The following is a 22,569-nucleotide window of genomic DNA, read 5'->3' as shown; positions in this document are numbered from 1 at the left end:
AGGAACTGGAAAATGGCAACGGAAAAAACGTTAAGAACGTGTGAAAAAGGACATGAATACTATAAAAGTAGCGATTGTCCAACTTGCCCAGCTTGTGAGAAAGAAAAGAAACCAAAAACAGGATTTCTTTCACTTCTTTCATCACCGGCACGAAATGCGTTACAACATCATGGAATTCACACTATAGAAGAACTCTCAAAATATAGTGAAAAGGAAATTTTAAAACTACATGGTATGGGCCCGGCATCTTTACCAAAGCTTAGAAAGGCTTTGGAGGAGAACGGGTTATCATTTAAATAAAATGAAATTATAATTTGTATGGGAATAAGAAAAAAGTAGGAGAGCATCTCCTACTTTTTTTACGCTGTTCCAATTTGATCTTGATCTGCCACATCAGAATCAAACGTATTTGTTGCACTAACGCCGCTAAACGTATTCACGACAAATCCAACATTGGAAGCACCAGATCCGTTATAAGCTTTCGTATTTTCTTTCGGAGATACGTTATAAAAATCTCCTAAATTGAAAGAGCCATTACTGTTTTGAACGACAAGATTTCCAACAACAGAGGGCATACCATCCACCTACTTTTCTAAGCTTTTTAATTACTATATGAACTATTGAGCGGAAGGTTCATCCGAAATATATTGGCGGATTTGCATAATACGAGAGTTATTAAAAACATAATCAACATTTCCAATTTGAAAGCAACCAGAATTTAAAAGGGTTCGTAATTCAACATTGTTTACTTCAATAAAAGGGTATTCATTTACAATATTTAATTTTACATCTGTCGTTCGCTTTGGGATTGTGATGTGTTCGTCTGTAAAGATTTCAAACGCATCTAAGCGACCTTCTCCCTTTATATAACAAGGAATTTCCCTGTGTACGGCAAGAGCTCTACTTTTTAATTCCATTTGATTTGCATCTCCAACTTGAAATACACCAGTAATCCCTAAAGAAATAATAGAAACATTTTGGACAACAGACACATGATGTAACATAATTTCTCAGTCTCCTTAACCTGGAGTAGGAGGGACATCTGTGACTAGTGGTACAAATGGACCCTCTGTAACAGTTTCAAATGGTGTATCAAGAATAGAAGATAGTATGAGGAGATTCGCATCTCCAATTAAAAAGAGTGCGGACGACGATACACCGTTCATTTTAATCTGTCCGACTTTTAATTCACGATTTACAACGTTAACATTCATACATACTTACTCCTTTCGGAAATTGCCCGGTATGTGTTGAATAAAAGATAGGAAAGCTTTGTCGATATCATGTTTCATTGCTTGAATAATGATATCTCGTAAATAATCTGGATCTGTTGAAATCCCTTCATATGATTGCGCTTGTGATAAATAATAAGGAAGTCTATGCTCCATTTGTTTTTTTATGTCATCCACCATCATTTGTCGATACATTTCATCGAGCGGCGTTCTCTCTTCTTGTTCAAAATGGAGAATTCGATTATATGCTTCTTCATCTAAGTAACGATGCATTTCTTGAAGGATGCCTTGGTAAAAATCTGGGTTTGTATCTGTTTCAGGATTTACCTTTAATGTTTCTGTATCCACTTGAAAATCCTCAATTGGCTGTCCTTTTGCTGAAAACGGATTTAAACCAATATTTAAAGTACCATTTAAATTTTCTACTTTTAACTGATCGAATTTGTATTCCACTTTTCCTACAGAAGAGGAGGGGCGATTTTTTAATTCGGTAAGCTCTTCTTGTAATTGGCGCACTTGATCTTCTAGGTGAAGAATGTTTGCTTGTTGTGCTTGAAGAGCTTGTTGAAGTTGGTGTAAGTAAGTATATATATCTTGGTTCATTTTGTGAAACCTCCTTTTCAATAGGGAGGGTAAAAATATTCCTGCTATATATTTATGACAAGGATGTCTTAAGAAGAACTAGTTGATGGTTTGATAGAAATAATTTGTCCCTTCCCCTGTAATGGGCGAAGAGGCTGTGTAAATCCGCCGGAATTTGAAAATTTAGATAGAGCTTTAATACTTCCGGCAGTTCCAATTTGGAATACAGAAGAAGTTGTAATGCTATCAATCCTAATACTGTTGATGATGATACTTTGGTTTACATAAAAATTCAATGCAATCGCCTCCTCTAAGTTGAACCAATTATCGCTTGATCAATTACATCTGAATCATTGACAGTCGTTGTACTTTGATAATTGTAGACAGAAACGTTATCTCCAACATTAAAGGAGCCTGCCCCAGCGAAAGCGCGTGAATAACTAATAGGTCTAATCGCAAATACATCTCCAATATGAAAAATACCACTTGATCCAATATTAACGATACGAATATGTCCGACCATAGCTGGCATAAAAAACACCTTTCGTTTTTAAAATTTTCTTTTCTACTATTGTATGGGCGTTTTCAATAAAATGTGTGTGTTTTTGAAATAAAAGAAACACACACGTTATTGTGTGTGTGTATCGAGTGTTTGATTGGGGTGAAAATCCGTATGTACATGCCAAATTGCATTTAAGAGCCTGTCCAGTTCTTGGCTACAATCCACTGTTTTTTGAGAAGTCATTCCGTAGCGTTCAGCAAAATAAATCATTTTTTCACGTTTTTTTTCAATCGCTTGCTCAAACATTGAAATCGGCTCCATCTCTAAATGAAATTTTTAGTATATATGTAGTACATATTATACAAAAATCCCATAAAAAAGAAATACCTTCGCTAAAAAAAGTAAAATTTCTACATTTTATGCCAAATGATAAAGGGGTAACGAATAGGATATGAGAAGAATATTGTAAAAATTAGCGTGCATGAGAAGGTTTTTTTCTTACGGATGCGAATACAATTAAAGGGTATGAGTTTTAGGATGGAGAGTGGAAATATTGCGTTTGGTAACAGCGAAAAAAGATGAAAAGGTATTTGTAGGTATTGTGGATGAAGAGGAAGAAAAGGTATTGCACTTAAGAGAAGCGCAAAGGCAAAAGGGAGAAAAGGTTACAATCCCCATTACAATGTTAGAGTGTATTGAAAGAGGGACTGAATGTTTTGAGAAAGTACGTGAAATTGTAAATTGGGCAAAAGAGCATGGGGAAACGGCGTATTATCCGTTAACTGAGGTGAAAATATTAGCACCGATTCCAAGGCCAAGAAAGAATATTTTGTGCGTTGGAAAAAACTATCGTGAGCATGCGATAGAAATGGGCGGAGTAGAGTCCATTCCAGAAAATATAATGATCTTTACGAAAGCGCCAACGACAGTTATTGGAATGAATGAAAAAATTAATAGTCATCCCCACGCAACGAATGAACTAGACTATGAAGGAGAACTAGCTATCATCATTGGTAAGCGAGGGAAACAAATAAAAAAAGAAAAAGCGCTAGAGCATGTTTTTGGTTATACCATTATAAATGATATAACTGCTCGCGACATTCAACGGAAGCATAAACAATTTTTCCTTGGAAAAAGTTTTGATACATTTTGTCCGATGGGACCGTATTTAATTCATAAATCAATGGTTGAAACGCCAAATGCGTTACACATTGAAACGGTAGTAAATGGGGAAGTAAGGCAAACTTCAAATACAAATAAAATGATTTTTTCAATAGAAGAGATTATTTCAACGATAAGTAAAGGAATGACATTAGAACCAGGAGATATTATCGCAACAGGAACGCCATCTGGTGTCGGAAAAGGTTTCACACCACCGAAGTTTTTACATGCTGGTGATGAGGTGATCATTACAGTAAAAGGAATTGGTACTTTGCGAAATGTAGTGAAATGAAAAAAGAGCTATCTTGTGAAAAGATAGCCCTTTTCTATGGTCTTGGGTTATAGAGGTAATCGATAACGGAAAAAGTGTAAAGACCAATAAATGCAAGTGTACAAATACCAAATAGTATAACCGTAAGTGCGCTTTTTTCTCGTCCAAAACCAATGATAGTCAGAATAACAGCGGTCCAAAATGATGCTTTCAGTAGTGTGAATGTAGTAGAAGATGAGTAGTGACTAAGTAATGTTACGGAAAGGAGGAAGCCAAAGAATGTAACTAAAATAAAAGATGTGGCTAAATAGTTAATATGTTTACCATACCTTAATAACATATCGCACCTGCTTTCTAAAATAAAATACAGAAAATTACAATTTTATTTTAGTATAAATCAATATAAAAAGAAAGAGGTTGTCCCAACATGTAGGACAACCTCTCTATTATTACGATAATACTGCTTTAATTTTTTGGAACGCCCACTCTAAATCTTCTTCAGAGATTACTAGAGGTGGTGCGATACGAATTACATTTTCGTGTGTTTCTTTACATAATAGACCAGCTGCTTTTAGTTGTTCACAGTAAGGACGAGCTGGCTCGTTTAATTCGATACCGATGAATAAGCCTTTACCGCGAACATCAGTAATCATTGGGTTATCAATTTCTTTTAATTGCCCAACTAACTTTTCACCTAATTGAAGAGAACGCTCTGTTAATTTTTCTTCTTCTAACACTTCAAGAGCTGCGATAGAAACAGCACATGCAAGTGGGTTACCACCGAATGTAGAACCGTGAGAACCTGGCTCGAATACGCCTAAAATGTCGCGGTTTGCTGCTACGCAAGAGATTGGGAATACGCCGCCACCAAGGGCTTTACCAAGTATGTACATGTCAGGAGTTACATTGTCCCAGTCGCAAGCAAATACTTTACCAGTACGGCCTAAGCCTGTTTGGATTTCATCTGCTACGAATAAAACGTTTTCTTTTTTACATACTTCAAGAGCTTCTTTTAAGAAACCAGCTGGTGGAATGTTAATTCCTGCCTCACCTTGAATTGGCTCTAAAATGAATGCAGCTGTATTTGGTGTAATTGCAGCTTTTAACGCTTCTAAATCACCGTAAGGAATTACGATAATACCAGGAAGCATTGGACCGAATCCACGCTTGTACTCTTCGTTTGATGACATAGAAACAGCACCCATTGTACGGCCGTGGAAGTTATCTTCACAAACGATGATTTCAGCACGATTTGCTTCTACTTTTTTCACATCATAAGCCCAGCGGCGAGCTGTTTTAATTGCAGTTTCAACAGCTTCTGCACCTGTATTCATTGGAAGTACCATTTCTTTATTAGTTAGTTTCGCAACTTTTTCGTACCAAGGACCTAATTGATCGCTATGGAAAGCACGAGAAGTTAACGTAACACGATTAGCTTGGTCAATTAAAGCGTTAATAATTTTTGGGTGACGATGACCTTGGTTTACTGCAGAATATGCACTTAATAAGTCCATATAGCGGTTTCCTTCAGGATCTTCTACCCAAACGCCTTCTGCTTTAGAAATAACGATTGGAAGTGGGTGATAGTTATTTGCTCCGTATGTGTCTGTAAGTTCGATAATATCCTTAGTTTGAATCATGATTGTTCCCCCTTTTGTTATTACAAGAAGTTTGTAAATACTCTAAATATTATATCATTTAAATGTAAAAAAGCGAAACATTTCCTGAAAATAAATGAACATGTTATCATATAGAGTGAAAAAGTGTGAAAAGAGGAGGTAAGGGATACGATGGTACATATGCATATTACAGCATGGGCGTTAGGTTTAATTTTATTCTTCGTTGCGTATTCACTTTATTCAGCAGGAAGAAAAGGTAAAGGTGTACATATGGGGCTTCGCCTAATGTACATTATCATTATTGTGACGGGCTTCATGTTGTACATGAGTATTGTGAAAACAGCAACAGGTAGCATGCACATGTGGTACGGCTTAAAAATGTTAGCTGGTATTTTAGTTATCGGTGGAATGGAAATGGTTCTTGTAAAAATGAGCAAGAACAAAGCAACAGGGGCAGTTTGGGGACTATTTATTGTTGCGTTAGTAGCAGTATTTTACCTTGGACTGAAATTACCGATTGGCTGGCAAGTATTTTAATTAAAAATAAAACCACCTTATAATCTCAAATATTTGGGAGATAAGGTGGTTTTTTTACTTTATGTCGCATCGATATGCAACTCTTCTCCGTTTACTTTCGTAAAACGAAACATGTTTTTATTTGACGTAGGGTGACGAACGAAATGGTGTTGCAGTGTACAAATCATCTCTTCGTTATCGAACAAAAGAATATTTACTCCTTCGCACGTTTCCTCTTTCGGTAAGAAAGATAAATAATTATGACAATACATGCAATCATATAAAGAGTAATGAAGGGATTGCAATGATTCCGTTAATAATGTAAAGACAGAGTCAGGTAATTCCTCAAGCCATTCCGTATAGCTAAGAAGTAATTTTTTTCGAATTCGTATCATTTCCCCATTTTGCAAATGGTGCTGTTCGTTGGCGATTTGTAATACATCTTGTTCATAGAAACGAGCTGGTAGCCAGTTGTTGTTATATAAAATCTCAAAGCCATCTTCGGCAATATCTTCTAATAAAAATGCTTCATCATTTTCATCGTCAAAGAATACCCATTCATTGTTTATATATTCTACATTACCGACTGTATGAGCGCGTGGCTGGTTATATAAAATATGGTTACGTTGTATCATACACGATTTCTCCTTTATGAAAAGTAGTTATTTCTGTTATAGACAGTTCGGGCGTACTTTATAACTAGACACACCTAGACATAGGTGGGCATACAATAAAACACGTTTTACTGAGTGAAAATGCTATTCCGTATGTGGATAGTACGTTATCGTCAAGTTTGTCATTTTTTTGATCCGCATCTCTAAGGTGGGGATTACTGCTCGTTTAGGAAAAGAAATAAGATGGAAGGATGATTTATATGTGCGGGATTACAGGATGGGTGGATTATAAACGCTCATTAGAAGGAGAACGGGACGTCGTTACGAAGATGGCTGAGACGTTAGCGAAGCGTGGCCCAGATGATAATAAAGTTTGGATTAAAGGCAATGTCGCATTTGGGCATAAACGGTTAATCGTTGTTGATCCTGAGGGTGGTAAACAACCGATGACTTGTTTAAAGGACGAAGCGAATTATGCAATTTGTTATAACGGGGAACTGTATAACACAGAAGATATTCGAAAGGAACTATTAAGAAGAGGATATACGTTCAAAGGTCATTCTGATACGGAAGTACTATTAGCGTCGTATATTGAGTGGAAAGAAGAATGTGTCGATCATTTAAACGGTATATATGCGTTTGCCGTATGGGATGAACAGAAAGAACAAGTATTTATTGCAAGAGATCGATTAGGTGTAAAACCGCTATTTTATAAATATGATAGTGGACGATTGCTATTTGGTTCAGAGTTAAAAGCGATACTGGCTCATCCAGATGTGAAGGCGGAAGTAACGTTAGAAGGGTTATCCGAAATATTCGGCCTTGGACCATCTAGAACGCCTGGTCACGGCATTTATGCTGGTATAAAAGAATTACGTCCAGGTCATGCGATGACATTTTCAAAGAACGGTTTATGTATATGGAGATATTGGAATGTGGAAAGTAAAAAACATGAAGACTCCTTTGAAGAAACAGTAGAGAAAACACGCTTTTTATTACAAGATGCGATTACAAGGCAGCTCGTTTCTGATGTACCACTATGTACTTTTCTATCAGGTGGTGTAGATTCGAGCGCGATTACAGCGATTGCTGCGAAAGAATATGCAAGGTCAGGAAAAGGGCAATTACACACATATTCTGTTGATTACGAAGATAATGATAAATACTTTAAAGCGAATGCGTTCCAGCCGAATTCAGATGCACCATTTATTCATTTGATGACGGAGACGTTTCAAACAATCCATCATCGCTGCGTCATTTCAAATGAACAATTAGCACAGTATTTAACAGAAGCAGTAATCGTTCGTGATTTGCCTGGTATGGCAGATATCGATTCGTCATTATTATGGTTTTGTCGCGAAATTAAACAAGATTTTGTCGTCGGTTTATCTGGGGAATGTGCAGACGAAATATTTGGTGGTTATCCGTGGTTTTATAGAGAAGATGATTTGCAATCGAGTGCATTTCCGTGGATGCGCTCTACAGAAGCGCGTGAACAACTGCTAAAGAAAGAATGGAGAAGTAAATTAAATTTACAACAATATGTACAACAGCGTTATGAAGAATCTATTCAAGAAGTTCCTATTTTAGAGGGAGAAAGCCCGCTAGAAGCAAAAAGAAGACAATTATTTTATTTAAACATGGTATGGTTTATGACAACATTATTAGACAGAAAAGACCGTATGAGTATGGGCGCAAGCTTAGAAGTACGCGTTCCATTTGCGGATCACCGACTTGTCGAATATGCGTGGAATATTCCTTGGGAAATGAAAATGTATAAAAACCGCGAAAAAGGTCTATTGCGTAAAGCGTTAGAAGGATTACTTCCAAATGACATCTTATATAGAAAGAAGAGCCCCTATCCGAAAACGCATAATCCGCACTATACAAAAGCAGTAACAGTATGGCTACAAGATTTATTAACGGATAAAGGCTCAATTTTACACGAACTATTTGATAAAGAACAGCTTAGCGGATTAATTGAGTCAGGCGGCAGTGCATTTCAAACGCCTTGGTTTGGTCAATTGATGAGCGGGCCACAACTTTTAGCTCATTTAGCACAAATTCACGTTTGGTTTAAAGAATACGGGGTAAATATTAAAGAATAGAAGAAAAGCGGCTTACATAAAAGTAAGTCGCTTTTTTATTAAATAAATTGTCAAATAAAATTTAAAATCATATTAGAAATAATACTTATTTATAATAATTATTTTGACGTACTTATTATTAGTTGTTATAATTGGAAACAAATGTTCTTGAAAAAGATTCTCATTTATAAAATTGAGGTGTGATATAGATGACAAAGAAAAAGATAGGTTTACTCGTAATGGCGTATGGGACGCCAGAATCATTAGATGATGTAGAAGCGTACTACACACATATTCGCCACGGGCGTAAACCTTCCGAAGAAGCACTCCAAGACTTAATCGGGCGCTATAAAGCGATTGGCGGAATTTCACCACTTGCAAAAATTACGAAAGAGCAGGCGCATAAATTAACAGATTCAATGAATAATATATTTACAGAGTATGAATTTACTTGTTACTTAGGCTTAAAACATGTTGCACCATTTATAGAAGATGCAGTAGAAGAGATGAAGCGCGATGGAATTGAGCAGGCAATTAGTATCGTATTAGCGCCGCATTATTCTACTTTTAGCATTAAAGCGTATAATGACCGTGCGATTCGTCTTTCAAAAGAAATCGGTGGTCCTGTTATTGAACCAATTGAACAATGGTACGATGAACCGAAATTTATTTCCTATTGGGCAGATCAAATACAAGAAACGTTTACTAAAATTATAGATAAAGAGAAAGCCGTCGTAATTTTTTCTGCACATAGCTTACCAGAAAAAATTATTGCAGCAGGGGACCCGTACGTAGAGCAATTACAACATACAGCGGATTTAATCGCTACAGCTGCGAATATTCAAAACTATACAATTGGTTGGCAAAGTGCTGGGAATACTCCAGATCCATGGATTGGACCGGATGTGCAAGATTTAACGAGAGATTTATTTGAAGAGCATGGATATGAATCTTTCGTATATTGCCCAGTTGGCTTTGTGGCAGAGCATTTAGAAGTTTTATATGACAACGATTACGAGTGTAAAGTGGTAACTGATGAATTAAATTTGGCATATTTTAGACCAAATATGCCAAATTCAAAATCTGTATTTATCGATTGCTTAGCTGCAATTGTTTCCAAAAAAATGAAGGAAATAGTTGACAAAGATTTAGTTTTGAATAATAATTAGTTTATAATAATTTTAAATAAATAATAATTACTATGAAAGAAAGAGGAGGATCCCCCTAGATGAATCCAAATAATCGCTTAACAACAAACCAAGGTGCTCCAGTTGGAGACAACCAAAATTCTCGTACAGCTGGTCGCCGTGGACCGGTATTATTAGAAGACTATCATTTAGTAGAAAAACTGGCACACTTTGATCGTGAACGTATTCCAGAGCGTGTTGTGCATGCACGTGGTGCAGGTGCTCACGGTGTATTCGTAACGAAAAACAGCATGAAGCAATATACGAAAGCGGCATTTTTACAAAATGAAGGAACTGAAACGCCAGTATTTGTTCGTTTCTCAACGGTTATTCATGGTCAAGGTTCTCCGGAAACAGCGCGTGACCCACGTGGGTTCGCTGTTAAATTTTATACAGAAGAAGGAAACTACGATATCGTAGGTAATCATTTACCAGTTTTCTTCATTCGTGATGCAATTAAATTCCCAGACATGGTGCATTCTTTAAAACCAGCACCTGATACAAATATTCAAACTCCAGATCGTTACTGGGATTTCATGACGTTAACTCCAGAATCAACACATATGATGACATGGGTATTTTCTGATTATGGTACACCAGCGAGCTATCGTGAAATGGAAGGTTTCGGTGTCCATTCATTTAAATGGATTAATGCAGAAGGTAAAATCGTTTACATTAAATATCACTGGAAACCACAGCAAAGTGTACGGAACTTAAGCGCAAAAGAAGTGCAAGAAGTACAAGGGAAAGATTTCAACCATGCAACTCGTGACTTGTTCGATGCAATTGAAAAAGGAAATTATCCGAAGTGGGATTTACACGTACAAGTGATGCAACTAGATGAAACGGATTCTTTAGACTTTGATCCGCTAGATCCAACGAAAGTATGGCCAGAAGATCGCTTCCCGTTAATTGAAGTAGGGACAATGACGTTAAATCGTAACCCGAAAAACTTCTTCGCAGAAGTAGAACAGGTGGCGTTCTCTCCAAGTGCAACTGTAAATGGTATTGAACCATCTGAAGATAAATTATTACAAGGTCGTTTATTCTCTTACCCAGATACACAGCGTTACCGCCTTGGTGCAAACTACTTACAAATTCCTGTAAACTGCCCATATGCAGCTGTCCATAACCAACAACGTGATGGTGCGATGCAAGTGAATCAAAACCCATCTACAATTAACTATGAACCTAGTCGTCATACTGAAAATCCAGTTGAAGACCCGACTTACCGCGATTCAACTATGAAAGTAGAAGGCTATGTATCTCGTGAAAAAATCGAGAAACCAAATGACTTCAAACAAGCAGGTGAGCGTTACCGTTCATTCTCTAAAGAGGAGCAAGCGAACTTAATTGCAAACTTAACAAATGACTTAAAAGATGTAAATGAACGCACGAAATTATTAGCTGTGTGTAACTTCTTCCGTGCAGATCAAGAGTACGGTATGCGTTTAGCACAAGCGTTAAATGTTGATATCACGCAGTACGTTGGAAACGCTCCGAAATAAATAGAAAAAGACGACCGGATTTCGGTCGTCTTTTTTATGTAAAACATGTTTTACATAAGGTGTAAAAGATGTTATACTTTTGTCAAATAAATTTTACATACAAGAGGTGTATTGAATGGATGTTGCTATTTTTATTATTGCGCTCAGTGTTTTTTTATTTGTAGTGTTTGCTATTATAAAAATGTTTATAGCGATTGGAAAACAAGGTGATGAACGCGCTGCATTTATAAAAAACAAAGCGATGGCTGAGACGTTTCAAATTGCGATGGGGCTAATGGTGCTTGAGATGATCCCTTTTATTTATCATCGTTTTAATGAAACGGTAGGAACACCGTTTAATCCAGTTCGCTTTTTAGCTGTCATAGCTGTGGCATTTCTTATTATCTTAAGTGCCAATAAAAGAAAGTACGGTGATTCGTAAGTTACAAGGGGTATTTTACGTTTAAATCAGGTCGGAATTTGTTGGTAAATCGATATATCGAAATGAGCGCTGATATATTCATAGAAATACTGAATGGGGTATGCCACCAACAAGTACAATAAAAAGAGATGCAATCTACTACCAATAGATTGCATCTCTTTTTTAGTTCACTCGCTCCGTATACTCATAAGCTTTCTCTCCATGCATCGAAATATCAAGTCCCATATGTTCCTCATGCTCATCTACCCGAACGGGGAGGAAGAAGTTAATCGCTTTAATGATGGCGTATGTCATGATAATTGTGAATGCATATGTTGCGCCGATTGCTACCAGTTGCTTAAACAGTAAAGCGGCGTTTCCGTAAAATAATCCGTTAGCGCCATCACCGTTTACAGTAGTAGTTGCAAATAGTCCTGTCGCAATCCCACCCCAAGTTCCGCCGATGCCGTGGCATCCGAATGCATCAAGTGTATCATCATATCCGAATTTCGTTTTTAAGAAGAAGACCGCTCCGAAGCATAATACGCCGCCAATTGCTCCGATAAGAAGAGCGGAGAAAGGTGTAACGAACCCGCAAGCTGGTGTAATAGCGACTAGACCAGAAACTACACCACAAGCAGCCCCCATCGCAGTCGGTTTTGATTGGAAGAACCACTCTGAAAGCATCCAAGTTAATGCTGAGGCAGCGGCGGCTATATTTGTATTAATAAATGCGGTTAGTGCTACATCATTTAAAGATAATGCGCTACCGACGTTAAAACCGAACCAGCCGAACCATAGTAAGCCTGCGCCTAACATCGTAAATGGTAAATGGTGAGGAGAAGAACCGTTTATGTTTTTTCGTTTTCCAAGGAAAATAGCTAATACAAGACCAGCAACGCCGGATGTAATATGAACGACATTACCACCAGCGAAGTCTAACGCGCCAAGTTCTCTTAGCCACCCGCCAACGCCCCATACCCAATGAGCGACAGGATTGTAAACAATTGTTGTCCATAGAAGGATGAAAATAAGGAAAGCTGAAAATCGCATTCTTTCGGCGAATGCACCTGAAATTAAAGCGGGAGTTAAAATAGCGAACATGAGTTGGAACATCATAAATAAATTGTGAGGAATAGTGGATGAATAGTCTGGATTTGGTGCGTAGGTAACTCCGTTTAAACCGAACCAATCGAGATTGCCGATAAGCCCGTGCCAATCTGGTCCGAATGATAAAGAATAACCAATTACGATCCACTGAATCGAAACGATAGCCATTGCGCTATAACTATGCATTGTCGTACTGAGTACATTTTTACTGCGAACCATACCCCCATAAAAAAGTGCCAATCCTGGTGTCATCAACATGACCATTGCTGTCGTTACAAACATAAAAACCGTATCGCTTGTATTCATTCTCTCTCCTCCTGTAATGTTAGAAAAAATAACATGAACTTGTTATGTTTCATATCATATTCGAAATAAAATTAAAAATCAACTAAAAATTCAGAAAACTTTATAATTCATGTTAGGAAATCTGACATGAATTATTTTAGGGAGAAAGAAATCAACGTATGCGATTCATTCGGATAATTGGTATAATATTCTTACAATTAAAAAACATGGGGGATGCGTGTGGGAAAAATACAGACTAGGAAACTATTCATTTGTTTTTGTTTAGCTGTCGTTTTGTTTGTACCAATACATGCTTTTGCAGATGAAACAAGAGAGTGGCGAGACGAAGTTATATACTCCATTATGATTGATCGCTTCAATAATGGAGAACCGAAAAATGACAAACAGTTAGAAGTTGGTAATTTAGAAGGATATCAGGGCGGAGATATAAGAGGGATTATAAAAAGACTGAATTACATAAAAGAAATGGGCTTTACCGCTGTTATGCTTTCTCCGCTTTTTGAAAGTGGAAAGTACGACGGATTAGACGTGCGCGATTTTCAAAAGGTAAATGAACATTTCGGAACAGAAAATGATGTGAAAGAACTTGTACAAGAAGCGCATGCAAAAGGAATGAAAGTTGTACTTCAATTTCCGCTTGGAGAAAACGAACAACAAGTCATCGACTCGATGAAATGGTGGATCAAAGAAGTCGATTTAGATGGAAGTTATGTAATACATAGTGAAAAAAAGCCGCGTTCTTTCTGGGATGACGTGCAAAAAGATATGCAAGTGATAAAGAAAGATTTTCGTGTTATAACAAAAGAAGATAGTGAATATAACGAAAAAATAGTAGAATCGTTTTCCGAAGCGGATGTATCGGTGAAACCCTTATATGATGTGAGTAAAAAAGAAGGGGAATCCATTACATTTTTAGATAATCAAGATACAAAAAGATTTGCCCGGATTGCAAAAGAGAATATGAATTATCCACCATCTCGTTTGAAACTAGCTCTTACATATTTATTAACATCACCCGGTATTCCGAATTTTTATTACGGGACTGAAATTGCATTAGATGGAGGGGATACTCCGGATAATAGACGATTAATGGATTTCAAATCAGATGAAAAATTTATGCAACATATAACGAAACTTGGTGAGCTTAGACAAACGAGACCATCTCTACGACATGGTACGTTTGAGCTTTTATACGATAAAGATGGAATGAGTATATTAAAGCGAAAGTATAAAGATGAAGTGACAGTAGTAGCGATTAATAATACGAAAGAAACACAAAAAGTTGCTTTACCTGTAAGTGCAATTGGTGAAAAACAAGAGTTAAGAGGATTGTTAGAAGATGAAATTATAAGAGAAGAAAACGGAAAGTTTTATCTCGTTTTAAAGCGGGAAGAGTCAAATGTGTATAAAGTTAACAGAGAAACAGGTGTGAATTGGTTATTTATCTCCTTAATCGTCGGTGTGAACGTATTATTTATTGCGTTTTTAATTGCCGTTAAAAAGAAGCGTAGATAAGGGGACATTCTCTTTTGTGTTGAATTGAAAGTGCGTGGTGGGGTGAGATGTTTGGGACAACCATGATGATGGGGAATTTGTTCGGTGGGGCGATAGTGTTCATTCTGTTGATACAGCAATTCTGAAGGGAAATAATACAAAATCGAAAATGATAAAGTGTACATTCCTAAAAAATCATTTGATAAAGCGATATGGTGTTGCTCTTAATAAATATAAAAACTCCTCGAATGAGAGGAGTTTTCCAGGTTAGGGAGAAATTTTTCTTCCTAGCCAGTTTTTTTGTCAACACCGATAGAAAAAGGGAAGGGGAAGGTTTCTTATAGTGGGAGGAAAAGACCTTTGAAATAAACAATCATTGCAACTATATTAATTTTACATTACATTAAAAGTTAGAGAATACTCTTATACTAAAGTACTAAATAGTAGGAGGAAAAATGGAATTTTACGATTTGGGTATTACCATTAAAGAACTTAGAATTAAAAAAAATATATCGCAATCCGAATTATGTCATGGAATATGCTCACAAAGTCAAATTAGCAAGATCGAAAAAGGTGTGATTTATCCATCTAGCATATTGTTATATCAATTATCAGAAAGACTTGGTATTGATCCAAATAATATATTTGCACTAACTAAAAACAAAAAATTTAAATATATAGAAAATGTGAAATGTGTAATGAAGGATTGCATAAGACAACATCAATATAAAGAGCTTTATGAAATAGTAACAAAAGAAAAAAACTTAAATAATTTTCGAATAAAAGAAGATAAACAATTTCTAATATGGCATGAAGCAATTGCTATATATCGTGTGAATAACTCAATAAAAACGGCTTTAGCTCTTTTAAATAATGCATTAAAAATAACTGTAACGAATATTGATTTTTTAACAGAGAGAGAAATAGATATTATGCAGACAATGGCTATATTTCATGCAGAAAATAAAGAATATAAAGAGAGTATTAATATATTAAAAAGATGTTTAAATAATTTTAATAAGTTAGATTTTCCTAGAGATAAAGAAATTAAATTAAAAATCATTTATAATTTAGCAAAATGTTTAAGTTACACATATCAATACGAAGAAGCAAAAAAATACATTGATAAGGGTATCAAATTAGCTATTAATCTAAATACTTTATACTTATTGGGTGAACTATACTATGAAAAAGGTTCGAATTTATTAAAGCTTAAACAATCTAATAAAGAAAATGTTGCTAATAACATGAAAAAAGCGTTATTTATATTTGAATTAACAAAAAACGAAAAAAAATTACAAATAATTAAAGAAGAATATTTCGAAAAACATAATTGTTAAATAACTACTTATAGTACAATAAAACCCACAGGAAAAGTTCCCGTAGGTTTTACACTTATAAACCTCTTAATATTTTTTATAAACTTGATTCTAAAATATTATTACTTAATATGTTGAATGAAAGTTTACTTAACGTACTTTCTATTTTGAAATCTGCATCCCTATTAACACTTTATACTTCTTTTCACTTCCATATTAAAATTAAGATGGTTCAAGTAAGAGGAAGGCACCTTAGAGTGTCTTTTTTATGACCTTTATCATCAACTATTTAATGTTTCTTTAAATTATTACATAACATATTTTTTTTGTACCAAGCTTTGTTAATGCAATTAGATTTATCCTTTAGTGTAGTCATATTATTAGAACATCCTTTAATATTTAGAAAGAATATAGCCGATAAAAAACATAATATTAACTTCTTCAAATAACCACTTCTAACCCTTTTATAATTAACTTTTTTTCACAAAATAAGATTCCTTATTAATTCTACATTACATTGAAGGGTGGAAAATATTCTTATACTCATAAATTGTTACGCTTGAGTAGGGAGAGAGATTTTGGTTTATGGAGGTAGTTGTGGTGACTTTGGCTTGGGATTCAATTGATAAGGAAAGTGATTCAAGTTGAAGGGAAACGTCCTAAGGTGTCTTTTCCTTATTTTTAAAAGGACATGCTCAAATTCCATGTATAAAAAAATTCTACAATGAGACCTAGTCTAACCACGCGGTCACCGGTAAGATATTCGTATGAATAGACTCTGTTCGCTCAGCAATTTTCACCGCAAATACCCTCTCATGTCCTTGTCGTATTGTCCCTACATGATAAAAAGAAAAACTCCTCTAATTAAGAGGAGTTTTCTTTTTAGCGGTAGTTAATAAATTGTACGTCAATCGGTAAGTCAGCGCTGCGAACAGCTGCGATAACTGCTTGTAAGTCATCACGGCTTTTCGCTGTAACACGTACTTGGTCATCTTGTACTTGTGTTTTTACTTTTAATTTCATTTCTTTAATGATGTTGTTAATTTTTTTCGCGTTATCTTTATCGATACCTTGTTGAAGTGTTGCGCGTTGGCGAACAGTGTTACCAGTTGCAGCTTCAACTTTTCCGTAATCTAAGTTCTTAATTGGAACGTTACGTTTTACAAGTTTAGAAATTAGAACGTCCTTTACTTGGTCTAATTTGAACTCATCGTCAGAAGTTAAAACTAGTACTTCTTTTTCTAATTTAATATCACTTTTACTTCCTTTAAAGTCATATCGGTTTTGGATTTCCTTTAATGCGATGTTAATTGCGTTTGTTACTTCAGGTAATTCTACTTTCGAAACGATGTCAAAAGAACTATCTTTTGCCATAGTTAGCACCTCCAAATAAATTTCTAATCTTTTTATGTACTGTACATACTAAAGTATAGCTGAAAACGAGCTTAGACTTAAGTGTTTTCATACTTATATTCATGTAACCTCATTTTATTATAGTGAATTTTGGGCAGTTGGACAAATAAAGGAAAAATCGTGTTATAATTAACTTTTGTTTGGAATGATAAAAAAGATAATTTTATATATATAGAAGGGAATTAAAAAAATATGTATTTGCAATTAGGATCGATTGAACAGGTAACTGTTTTACGCGAAACGGAAATCGGATATATGGTTGGGAATGAAGAAGAAGAAATTTTCCTACATAAAAACGAATTAGTTGGAGAAATTGAAGAAGGCGCTAAGATTGATGTATTCTTATACCTTGATCACCAAAATCGTATTTCAGCAACAATGAAGGAGCCACTTATTACAACTTTTGATTGGAACTGGGTAAAGGTTGTAGAAGTTATTCCTAGTTTAGGTGTGTTTGTTGATATTGGTGTATCAAAAGATATACTAATCCCAGCTGATGAGTTCCCGATTTATATGCCAGTATGGCCAGAAGTTGGAGACGAATTATATTGTACGTTAAAATTAACGAATCGTGATCGCCTTATCGCTCTTCCGGCAAGAGACAGTGATATGCAAGAAATTATCGTAGATGCGACGCCATCTATGCGTAATAAAAACGTAAATGGACGTGTGTATCGTTCACTTCAAGTTGGTTCATTCATACTAACTGATGAGCATTTCCGTGCTTTCTTACACCATACTGAAAGAAAAGAACAAGTCCGCATCGGTGAACGTGTAACGGGCCGTATTATTGACGTAAAAGATGACGGTACAATTAACATTTCACTTCTTCCTCGTAAAGAAGAAGGAATGGAAGATGACGCTGCAGTGATTTATGCATATATGGAAGAACGTGGCGGAGCAATGCCGTTTTGGGATAAGAGTCACCCAGAAGATATTAAAGAACGTTTCAACATGAGTAAAGCTGCATTTAAGCGCGCGCTTGGTAAGTTGATGAAAGAAGAAAAGGTTTATCAAGAAGAAGGCTGGACTTACTTTAAAAAATAAAGCAAATAAAAGCATCCCCTTATATTTTGTGAAATATAAGGGGATGCTTTCTTAATTTCCTCGCTCATGCGCAAAAGTAAATGTATCTTTCAAGTCATTATCACTTATTTTAATATTTGCCTTTTTTAATTCTCTTTGTAACAACTTTTGACTGAATGTAGGATCAGCAATACGTTCTGCTTCTAAGTTTTTGCGGATGGAGTCTTTTACTTCATCGTAAGGTTGTAAATCTTTTTTACCAGTTAGTTTAATAATGTGATAGCCATTTGGTGATTTGACTGGATCACTAACTTGGCCGATTTTTAGTTTGTAGGCAGTTGTTTCGAATTCTGGTGTCATTGCACCGGAATGGAAGTATCCGAGGTCTCCGCCTTTATCTTTTGATAGTAGATCTTGTGATTCTTGCTTTGCTAATTCTTCAAATGAAGCACCAGCATCTAATTTTTTCTTTATTTCTTTCGCTTCATTTTCGTCACTTACTAAAATGTGACTCGCTTTAATTTCTGGTTTATAGTGGTCTTTCACATCTTTTTCTGTAACACTCTTCTTAATTGCTTCATTCATAGCAAGTTTGAACTTAATTTGATTTTTGAAATCGGCTTCATCTTTTAAACGATTGTTTTCTAGTACTGCTGTGAATTGATCTCCGTATTGATTTTTCGCTTTTTGTACTTCTTTATCTACATCATCGTCAGATACTTTATATTTTTTTGTGATAACGTCTTGTGCCATCATTTCGTATAGCATGTCTTTTCCATAACGATCTTTCAACTGCTTTTCGAAGTCACTCTTCGTAATGGTTGAGTCTGTTGCCGTAGCGACTGTAGTTGAGCCGTTTTTTTGTCCACAAGCAGATAGCATTAATATACTTAGTAGTGCAGTAATAATGAAAATATGTTTCCCTCTCATGCTAACACCTCATCCGAATATGTTATCGCTATTGTAGAATATAGAAGTGAACATGAAGTGAATTTTTAATGTTTTTTCCCCGTAAACTGTAAAAAAAGTACACCAACAATACTGTTGGTGTACGATGGAATCAAAGGTGATCGGTCTTTTTGGAATAGGCACGCTTACCTTGCTCTATATTCTTTTGTTCTTGTTCATTTTTTTGCGTACGCTTTGCATTATTATCGCGTGCTTTTTTGTCGTTATCACTTGTATGTGGCATATGTATCAACTCCATTTCTAAACGTTGTACGTTTATCATTTCCTTTTTCGTAAAGACTATGTATAGCAGTGCATTCATGAATAATAAGGGTGGATTAGAAATGGATTTGAAGTTGAATTATACCGAACTTATAAAGAAGTTAATCGTTGTAATCGTCGCAGGTTTGTTAAACGCGATTGGAATGAATTTATTTTTAACGCCAGCGAAAGTGTACGCGAGTGGTTTTGCTGGATTGTCTCAATTATTATCACAAATATTAAGTGACTTTTTATCTATTCATATATCAACGGGGGTATTGTTTAGCTTATTTAATATTCCTGTCGTTATTTTAGCGTGGAAAAAGGTTGGGAAGGCTTTTACTTTTTTTAGTTTTCTTTGCGTTATATTTATGACTTTGTTTCTAGAAATTATCCCAGTTAAAGCAGTTTCGAACGACATCATATTGAATGCGATTTTTGGCGGGATAATTTCAGCAATTGGGGTAGGGATTGCTTTAAAGTGGGGGGCTTCTACAGGTGGTTTAGATATCATCGCGATGATTTTATCTAAGATAAAAGATAAACCTGTTGGCACATACTTTTTCTTTTTTAATGCAATTATCATTATCGCTGCAGGTTATGTATATGGATGGGAAAAAGCGTTATATACTTTGTTGACGTTGTATGTTTCAACGAGAATTATTGATGCGATTCATACCCGTCACGTGAAGATTACAGCATTAATCGTTACGAAGAATGGGGCAGATGTACGCAAGGCGATTCATTCACGCTTAGTGAGGGGGATTACAACTATACCGGCAACAGGTGCTTATACAAATGAAAATAAGGAAATGTTAATGATTGTGATTACTCGTTACGAATTGTATGAATTAGAGAGGGTTATTAAACAAGTGGACCCAGGTGCATTTACAAACGTACTGCAAACGGTTGGGGTGTTTGGATTGTTTCGAAAAGATTAAAGAGGACCAAAGCTGGTCCTCTTTTTTAATGTAAATTCGTAATGTTTTGCAACTGCTCCTGCATTTCGCGTAGCTGAACTTTTTCAGCTGTTGAAGAGTTTGCATAAGCAGATTGCAAAGCGTTTTTTGCTCTATATACGAGATCTTGTTGCTCAGTGCCGCTTGAACAAGATACGGCATTTGTGACAGCATCTCTAGCTTGTTGGAATAGTAAGTTCCCCATTTAAACCCCTCCAAAAGAAGAGTTGTTTCTCGCTTTTTCTGCCTCAGCTAATGTACCTCTGTACGGGAATCTTGCATCATGCTTCATAACAGCATCGGCTCCTTGTTGGATAAAACGTTTTGATTTGTTCTTTTTACCCATTCGAAAAACCCCCTTTATTTAGCTGAAAACAATCGACGCGCTGACTTTTGCGTCTAATTATAGTATGAGCGTTTGGCGAGAAACTATAAGCAGGGAATTTTTAGATTATAACCCAAGAACCTCTTCTAAATATAGAGCGATACCATCTTCTTCATTCGTTAACGTTGTATGGTTTGCAAGTGATTTTAATTCAGGGATGGCATTTCCCATTGCGATGCCGTGACCAGCAAATTCAATCATTTCAAAGTCGTTATCTTCATCACCGAAAGCGATAATTCGCTCTTGTGGAATGTTGTAATGATTAGAAATTTTTTGTAATCCGACAGCTTTATTTAACCCGCTTTTTACAATTTCAATAATTGGCCAAGGTGCGCCCCATTTTCTGTGATCGATTACTTCAGCATGCATATCAGTTAAGTGTTGACGAATTGCACTGGAATGCTCGTCATGTGCGTCGATTAATAAGCAAGTTGGATGATCGTTTAAAATATTTAATAAGTCTCCTGTAAAAATCTTTGGAGAACCGAATTCGAAAATATGTTTTTTATCTTCATCAATTTCACGAACATACACATCGTCCATTACTTCAGCATATATATTTTTCACGCCAAAATCAAAGCAAGCTCGGACAATTTCTTGAGCTGTTGCTAGCTCGAGAGGTGAGTGATGTGTACCCCACTTTGAATCAAGAGGGTGATGTACGTAAGCGCCATTAAAGTTTACGATTGGTGTGTTAAGACCAAGTTCTTTATAGTAATCAAAACTAGCGCGGAATGGACGTCCTGTTGAAATAACGACAATATGTCCTTGTTCTTTTGCTTTTGCAATTGTATGTTTCGTTCGAGTAGAAATTATTTTGTTGTCTGTTAATAAAGTGCCGTCTAAGTCTAATGCGATTAAATGCTGTTTTTTCATAATTTCACCTCTTATAATAATTTTTTTGTTTTTATCTGTATTTCCGTTTTTTAATATGCAGAAATAAGAGGTTAAACTGGGTGATACCACCATAGATGGGAATTTCACTATATATCCATCTTACGTCTCGAAGTGCTGTGGTGTCTACTATTTCTCGCTGGAAATTAGGAAAAGTCAACATCTTTTTAGAAAGTTCAAACAATGTTTCTTTCATTATGTACAAATTGTGAAAAGGGTTACATTGCTCGTATGAGGAGGCTTATAATGAACATGTAATCTTCTCGTATATGTTTGACTCTCCTTTGAAACTAGCCTAGAGTAGGTTGGTTTCTTTTTTTTCTACAAATAGGGAAGAAATCCCTGCTTACACTTGTGTCATTCATATATATGTACAAGAACGAGATGTAGTACTTGTTTCCTAAACATGACAGAAAAGCTTTCTTTTAAAATGGATATACTAATGAGGCAAGACGTCATGGAAGGAGAATGAAGATGGGACAAAATCGCAGGTTTCGTTCTGGACAAAAAGCGCCAAATGATGGCATTTACGTAGAAATTGGTGAAACGGGAAGTATGGTGAAAAATCCCCAAATGGTACAATTAACTGCCGGTGAAAAGTTTCCAGAGAACACGAATCATAACCGTCAGTGGACATATAAAAGAAAACCGTAAAAGGAGCCGCAATCATCATTGCGGCTTTTTTGTCATTACACGTTATAATTTCATTTACCGTATATTTTTCAATTGTATCATGCATGCGCACTTTTCTTTTTTCCAATAATAAGTTTGAAAA

Annotated in this window: 29 protein-coding genes; 12 read left to right on the top strand and 17 right to left on the bottom strand. The window is 35.8% G+C overall.

Annotation, left to right across the window (positions count from 1 at the left end; genetic code table 11):
* Positions 1–12: 12 nt before the first annotated feature.
* Positions 13–300, top strand: coding sequence for an RNA polymerase alpha subunit C-terminal domain-containing protein (locus tag QCI44_RS22355; protein WP_016088926.1), 288 nt, complete (start codon positions 13–15; stop codon positions 298–300).
* Positions 301–359: 59 nt separating this feature from the next.
* Here the strand turns inward: QCI44_RS22355 and gerPF are convergent, their stop codons facing one another.
* The 7 genes from gerPF to QCI44_RS22320 all read right to left on the bottom strand — a co-directional run bounded on the left by gerPF (position 360) and on the right by QCI44_RS22320 (position 2,622).
* Positions 360–575, bottom strand: coding sequence for a spore germination protein GerPF (gerPF, locus tag QCI44_RS22350; RefSeq protein WP_001141570.1), 216 nt, complete (start codon positions 573–575; stop codon positions 360–362).
* Between the two features lie 42 nt (positions 576–617).
* Positions 618–1,004: a spore germination protein GerPE gene (locus QCI44_RS22345; protein WP_016088925.1), complete on the bottom strand. Its 387-nt coding sequence runs from the start codon at positions 1,002–1,004 to the stop codon at positions 618–620.
* 15 nt (positions 1,005–1,019) lie between these two features.
* Positions 1,020–1,214, bottom strand: coding sequence for a spore germination protein GerPD (gene gerPD / locus QCI44_RS22340; protein ID WP_001102342.1), 195 nt, complete (start codon positions 1,212–1,214; stop codon positions 1,020–1,022).
* Positions 1,215–1,220: 6 nt separating this feature from the next.
* Positions 1,221–1,835, bottom strand: coding sequence for a spore germination protein GerPC (gerPC, locus tag QCI44_RS22335; RefSeq protein WP_016088924.1), 615 nt, complete (start codon positions 1,833–1,835; stop codon positions 1,221–1,223).
* A gap of 68 nt (positions 1,836–1,903) precedes the next feature.
* Positions 1,904–2,110, bottom strand: a complete 207-nt coding sequence (gene gerPB, locus QCI44_RS22330) for a spore germination protein GerPB (protein WP_016088923.1) — start codon at positions 2,108–2,110, stop codon at positions 1,904–1,906.
* A 14-nt stretch (positions 2,111–2,124) separates the two neighbouring features.
* Positions 2,125–2,346, bottom strand: coding sequence for a spore germination protein GerPA (gene gerPA / locus QCI44_RS22325; RefSeq protein ID WP_016088922.1), 222 nt, complete (start codon positions 2,344–2,346; stop codon positions 2,125–2,127).
* 96 nt (positions 2,347–2,442) lie between these two features.
* Complete coding sequence (locus QCI44_RS22320) at positions 2,443–2,622, bottom strand: aspartyl-phosphate phosphatase Spo0E family protein (RefSeq protein WP_000462840.1); 180 nt, start codon at positions 2,620–2,622, stop codon at positions 2,443–2,445.
* A gap of 247 nt (positions 2,623–2,869) precedes the next feature.
* Here QCI44_RS22320 and QCI44_RS22315 point away from each other — a divergent pair, with 247 nt between their 5' ends.
* Positions 2,870–3,769, top strand: a complete 900-nt coding sequence (locus QCI44_RS22315) for a fumarylacetoacetate hydrolase family protein (RefSeq protein WP_016088921.1) — start codon at positions 2,870–2,872, stop codon at positions 3,767–3,769.
* A 34-nt stretch (positions 3,770–3,803) separates the two neighbouring features.
* Here QCI44_RS22315 and QCI44_RS22310 read toward each other — a convergent pair whose 3' ends face one another.
* Both QCI44_RS22310 and rocD read right to left on the bottom strand, forming a co-directional pair.
* On the bottom strand, positions 3,804–4,088 hold the full coding sequence (locus tag QCI44_RS22310; protein WP_098485919.1) for a hypothetical protein: 285 nt from the start codon (positions 4,086–4,088) through the stop codon (positions 3,804–3,806).
* Positions 4,089–4,197: 109 nt separating this feature from the next.
* The gene (gene rocD, locus QCI44_RS22305; protein ID WP_016088919.1) at positions 4,198–5,388 is read right to left on the bottom strand and encodes an ornithine aminotransferase; all 1,191 of its coding nucleotides are present in this window, start codon (positions 5,386–5,388) and stop codon (positions 4,198–4,200) included.
* Between the two features lie 150 nt (positions 5,389–5,538).
* Between rocD and QCI44_RS22300 the strand changes: the two genes are divergently transcribed.
* The gene (locus QCI44_RS22300; RefSeq protein ID WP_016088918.1) at positions 5,539–5,904 is read left to right on the top strand and encodes a YisL family protein; all 366 of its coding nucleotides are present in this window, start codon (positions 5,539–5,541) and stop codon (positions 5,902–5,904) included.
* 59 nt (positions 5,905–5,963) lie between these two features.
* Here QCI44_RS22300 and QCI44_RS22295 read toward each other — a convergent pair whose 3' ends face one another.
* Positions 5,964–6,518, bottom strand: coding sequence for a DUF2777 domain-containing protein (locus QCI44_RS22295; protein WP_016088917.1), 555 nt, complete (start codon positions 6,516–6,518; stop codon positions 5,964–5,966).
* A 239-nt stretch (positions 6,519–6,757) separates the two neighbouring features.
* Between QCI44_RS22295 and asnB the strand changes: the two genes are divergently transcribed.
* The 4 genes from asnB to QCI44_RS22275 all read left to right on the top strand — a co-directional run bounded on the left by asnB (position 6,758) and on the right by QCI44_RS22275 (position 11,700).
* The gene (asnB, locus tag QCI44_RS22290; protein WP_016133896.1) at positions 6,758–8,605 is read left to right on the top strand and encodes an asparagine synthase (glutamine-hydrolyzing); all 1,848 of its coding nucleotides are present in this window, start codon (positions 6,758–6,760) and stop codon (positions 8,603–8,605) included.
* 188 nt (positions 8,606–8,793) lie between these two features.
* A complete protein-coding gene (hemH, locus tag QCI44_RS22285) occupies positions 8,794–9,753 on the top strand; it encodes a ferrochelatase (protein WP_016133897.1) in 960 nt (319 codons plus the stop codon).
* 59 nt (positions 9,754–9,812) lie between these two features.
* Positions 9,813–11,279, top strand: coding sequence for a catalase KatB (gene katB / locus QCI44_RS22280; RefSeq protein ID WP_016088914.1), 1,467 nt, complete (start codon positions 9,813–9,815; stop codon positions 11,277–11,279).
* A 115-nt stretch (positions 11,280–11,394) separates the two neighbouring features.
* Positions 11,395–11,700, top strand: coding sequence for a hypothetical protein (locus tag QCI44_RS22275; protein ID WP_016088913.1), 306 nt, complete (start codon positions 11,395–11,397; stop codon positions 11,698–11,700).
* A gap of 162 nt (positions 11,701–11,862) precedes the next feature.
* Here QCI44_RS22275 and QCI44_RS22270 read toward each other — a convergent pair whose 3' ends face one another.
* Positions 11,863–13,095: an ammonium transporter gene (locus QCI44_RS22270; RefSeq protein WP_016133898.1), complete on the bottom strand. Its 1,233-nt coding sequence runs from the start codon at positions 13,093–13,095 to the stop codon at positions 11,863–11,865.
* Positions 13,096–13,308: 213 nt separating this feature from the next.
* Between QCI44_RS22270 and QCI44_RS22265 the strand changes: the two genes are divergently transcribed.
* Both QCI44_RS22265 and QCI44_RS22260 read left to right on the top strand, forming a co-directional pair.
* Complete coding sequence (locus QCI44_RS22265; protein ID WP_050582712.1) at positions 13,309–14,610, top strand: alpha-amylase family glycosyl hydrolase; 1,302 nt, start codon at positions 13,309–13,311, stop codon at positions 14,608–14,610.
* Positions 14,611–15,044: 434 nt separating this feature from the next.
* The gene (locus QCI44_RS22260) at positions 15,045–15,929 is read left to right on the top strand and encodes a helix-turn-helix domain-containing protein (RefSeq protein ID WP_016088910.1); all 885 of its coding nucleotides are present in this window, start codon (positions 15,045–15,047) and stop codon (positions 15,927–15,929) included.
* Positions 15,930–16,790: 861 nt separating this feature from the next.
* Here QCI44_RS22260 and QCI44_RS22255 read toward each other — a convergent pair.
* Complete coding sequence (locus tag QCI44_RS22255; RefSeq protein WP_001040146.1) at positions 16,791–17,282, bottom strand: YajQ family cyclic di-GMP-binding protein; 492 nt, start codon at positions 17,280–17,282, stop codon at positions 16,791–16,793.
* Positions 17,283–17,513: 231 nt separating this feature from the next.
* Between QCI44_RS22255 and QCI44_RS22250 the strand changes: the two genes are divergently transcribed.
* Positions 17,514–18,368 (top strand): CvfB family protein, encoded by an 855-nt coding sequence (locus QCI44_RS22250; protein ID WP_016088909.1) that lies wholly within the window; start codon positions 17,514–17,516, stop codon positions 18,366–18,368.
* Between the two features lie 51 nt (positions 18,369–18,419).
* On the opposite strand, the gene prsA is transcribed toward QCI44_RS22250, so the two are convergent.
* On the bottom strand, positions 18,420–19,277 hold the full coding sequence (prsA, locus tag QCI44_RS22245; RefSeq protein ID WP_016088908.1) for a peptidylprolyl isomerase PrsA: 858 nt from the start codon (positions 19,275–19,277) through the stop codon (positions 18,420–18,422).
* A gap of 130 nt (positions 19,278–19,407) precedes the next feature.
* Complete coding sequence (locus QCI44_RS22240) at positions 19,408–19,539, bottom strand: DUF3941 domain-containing protein (protein ID WP_001120850.1); 132 nt, start codon at positions 19,537–19,539, stop codon at positions 19,408–19,410.
* A 100-nt stretch (positions 19,540–19,639) separates the two neighbouring features.
* Here QCI44_RS22240 and QCI44_RS22235 point away from each other — a divergent pair, with 100 nt between their 5' ends.
* Positions 19,640–20,497, top strand: coding sequence for a YitT family protein (locus QCI44_RS22235; RefSeq protein WP_016133900.1), 858 nt, complete (start codon positions 19,640–19,642; stop codon positions 20,495–20,497).
* A 25-nt stretch (positions 20,498–20,522) separates the two neighbouring features.
* Here QCI44_RS22235 and QCI44_RS22230 read toward each other — a convergent pair whose 3' ends face one another.
* From QCI44_RS22230 to QCI44_RS22220, 3 genes are all read right to left on the bottom strand, one after another.
* A complete protein-coding gene (locus QCI44_RS22230) occupies positions 20,523–20,720 on the bottom strand; it encodes a DUF3813 domain-containing protein (RefSeq protein WP_016133901.1) in 198 nt (65 codons plus the stop codon).
* Positions 20,721–20,861, bottom strand: coding sequence for a hypothetical protein (locus tag QCI44_RS22225; RefSeq protein ID WP_016088905.1), 141 nt, complete (start codon positions 20,859–20,861; stop codon positions 20,721–20,723). It abuts the gene before it with no gap.
* A gap of 105 nt (positions 20,862–20,966) precedes the next feature.
* Positions 20,967–21,776 (bottom strand): Cof-type HAD-IIB family hydrolase, encoded by an 810-nt coding sequence (locus tag QCI44_RS22220; protein ID WP_098412882.1) that lies wholly within the window; start codon positions 21,774–21,776, stop codon positions 20,967–20,969.
* A gap of 492 nt (positions 21,777–22,268) precedes the next feature.
* Between QCI44_RS22220 and QCI44_RS22215 the strand changes: the two genes are divergently transcribed.
* Positions 22,269–22,448, top strand: coding sequence for a YjzC family protein (locus tag QCI44_RS22215; RefSeq protein ID WP_002095847.1), 180 nt, complete (start codon positions 22,269–22,271; stop codon positions 22,446–22,448).
* Positions 22,449–22,569: the final 121 nt, after the last annotated feature.

The organism is Bacillus cereus group sp. RP37, from assembly GCF_040459695.1.
GTDB lineage: Bacteria > Bacillota > Bacilli > Bacillales > Bacillaceae_G > Bacillus_A.
This window is presented reverse-complemented; position numbering and strand designations above follow the sequence as displayed.

Bases quoted from the DNA above. Each gene is read 5' to 3' on its own strand.
- gerPF (WP_001141570.1), bottom strand. From the start codon at position 575: ATGCCCTCTGTTGTTGGAAATCTTGTCGTTCAAAACAGTAATGGCTCT.
- QCI44_RS22255 (WP_001040146.1), bottom strand. From the start codon at position 17,282: ATGGCAAAAGATAGTTCTTTTGACATCGTTTCGAAAGTAGAATTACCT.
- QCI44_RS22295 (WP_016088917.1), bottom strand. From the start codon at position 6,518: ATGATACAACGTAACCATATTTTATATAACCAGCCACGCGCTCATACA.
- gerPD (WP_001102342.1), bottom strand. From the start codon at position 1,214: ATGAATGTTAACGTTGTAAATCGTGAATTAAAAGTCGGACAGATTAAA.
- QCI44_RS22235 (WP_016133900.1), top strand. From the start codon at position 19,640: ATGGATTTGAAGTTGAATTATACCGAACTTATAAAGAAGTTAATCGTT.
- QCI44_RS22345 (WP_016088925.1), bottom strand. From the start codon at position 1,004: ATGTTACATCATGTGTCTGTTGTCCAAAATGTTTCTATTATTTCTTTA.
- QCI44_RS22265 (WP_050582712.1), top strand. From the start codon at position 13,309: ATGCGTGTGGGAAAAATACAGACTAGGAAACTATTCATTTGTTTTTGT.
- rocD (WP_016088919.1), bottom strand. From the start codon at position 5,388: ATGATTCAAACTAAGGATATTATCGAACTTACAGACACATACGGAGCA.
- QCI44_RS22310 (WP_098485919.1), bottom strand. From the start codon at position 4,088: ATGTTATTAAGGTATGGTAAACATATTAACTATTTAGCCACATCTTTT.
- QCI44_RS22215 (WP_002095847.1), top strand. From the start codon at position 22,269: ATGGGACAAAATCGCAGGTTTCGTTCTGGACAAAAAGCGCCAAATGAT.
- QCI44_RS22260 (WP_016088910.1), top strand. From the start codon at position 15,045: ATGGAATTTTACGATTTGGGTATTACCATTAAAGAACTTAGAATTAAA.
- hemH (WP_016133897.1), top strand. From the start codon at position 8,794: ATGACAAAGAAAAAGATAGGTTTACTCGTAATGGCGTATGGGACGCCA.
- QCI44_RS22270 (WP_016133898.1), bottom strand. From the start codon at position 13,095: ATGAATACAAGCGATACGGTTTTTATGTTTGTAACGACAGCAATGGTC.
- prsA (WP_016088908.1), bottom strand. From the start codon at position 19,277: ATGAGAGGGAAACATATTTTCATTATTACTGCACTACTAAGTATATTA.
- QCI44_RS22220 (WP_098412882.1), bottom strand. From the start codon at position 21,776: ATGAAAAAACAGCATTTAATCGCATTAGACTTAGACGGCACTTTATTA.
- QCI44_RS22225 (WP_016088905.1), bottom strand. From the start codon at position 20,861: ATGGGTAAAAAGAACAAATCAAAACGTTTTATCCAACAAGGAGCCGAT.
- QCI44_RS22230 (WP_016133901.1), bottom strand. From the start codon at position 20,720: ATGGGGAACTTACTATTCCAACAAGCTAGAGATGCTGTCACAAATGCC.
- QCI44_RS22240 (WP_001120850.1), bottom strand. From the start codon at position 19,539: ATGCCACATACAAGTGATAACGACAAAAAAGCACGCGATAATAATGCA.
- QCI44_RS22250 (WP_016088909.1), top strand. From the start codon at position 17,514: ATGTATTTGCAATTAGGATCGATTGAACAGGTAACTGTTTTACGCGAA.
- katB (WP_016088914.1), top strand. From the start codon at position 9,813: ATGAATCCAAATAATCGCTTAACAACAAACCAAGGTGCTCCAGTTGGA.
- gerPC (WP_016088924.1), bottom strand. From the start codon at position 1,835: ATGAACCAAGATATATATACTTACTTACACCAACTTCAACAAGCTCTT.
- QCI44_RS22275 (WP_016088913.1), top strand. From the start codon at position 11,395: ATGGATGTTGCTATTTTTATTATTGCGCTCAGTGTTTTTTTATTTGTA.
- QCI44_RS22355 (WP_016088926.1), top strand. From the start codon at position 13: ATGGCAACGGAAAAAACGTTAAGAACGTGTGAAAAAGGACATGAATAC.
- QCI44_RS22300 (WP_016088918.1), top strand. From the start codon at position 5,539: ATGGTACATATGCATATTACAGCATGGGCGTTAGGTTTAATTTTATTC.
- QCI44_RS22320 (WP_000462840.1), bottom strand. From the start codon at position 2,622: ATGTTTGAGCAAGCGATTGAAAAAAAACGTGAAAAAATGATTTATTTT.
- gerPA (WP_016088922.1), bottom strand. From the start codon at position 2,346: ATGCCAGCTATGGTCGGACATATTCGTATCGTTAATATTGGATCAAGT.
- asnB (WP_016133896.1), top strand. From the start codon at position 6,758: ATGTGCGGGATTACAGGATGGGTGGATTATAAACGCTCATTAGAAGGA.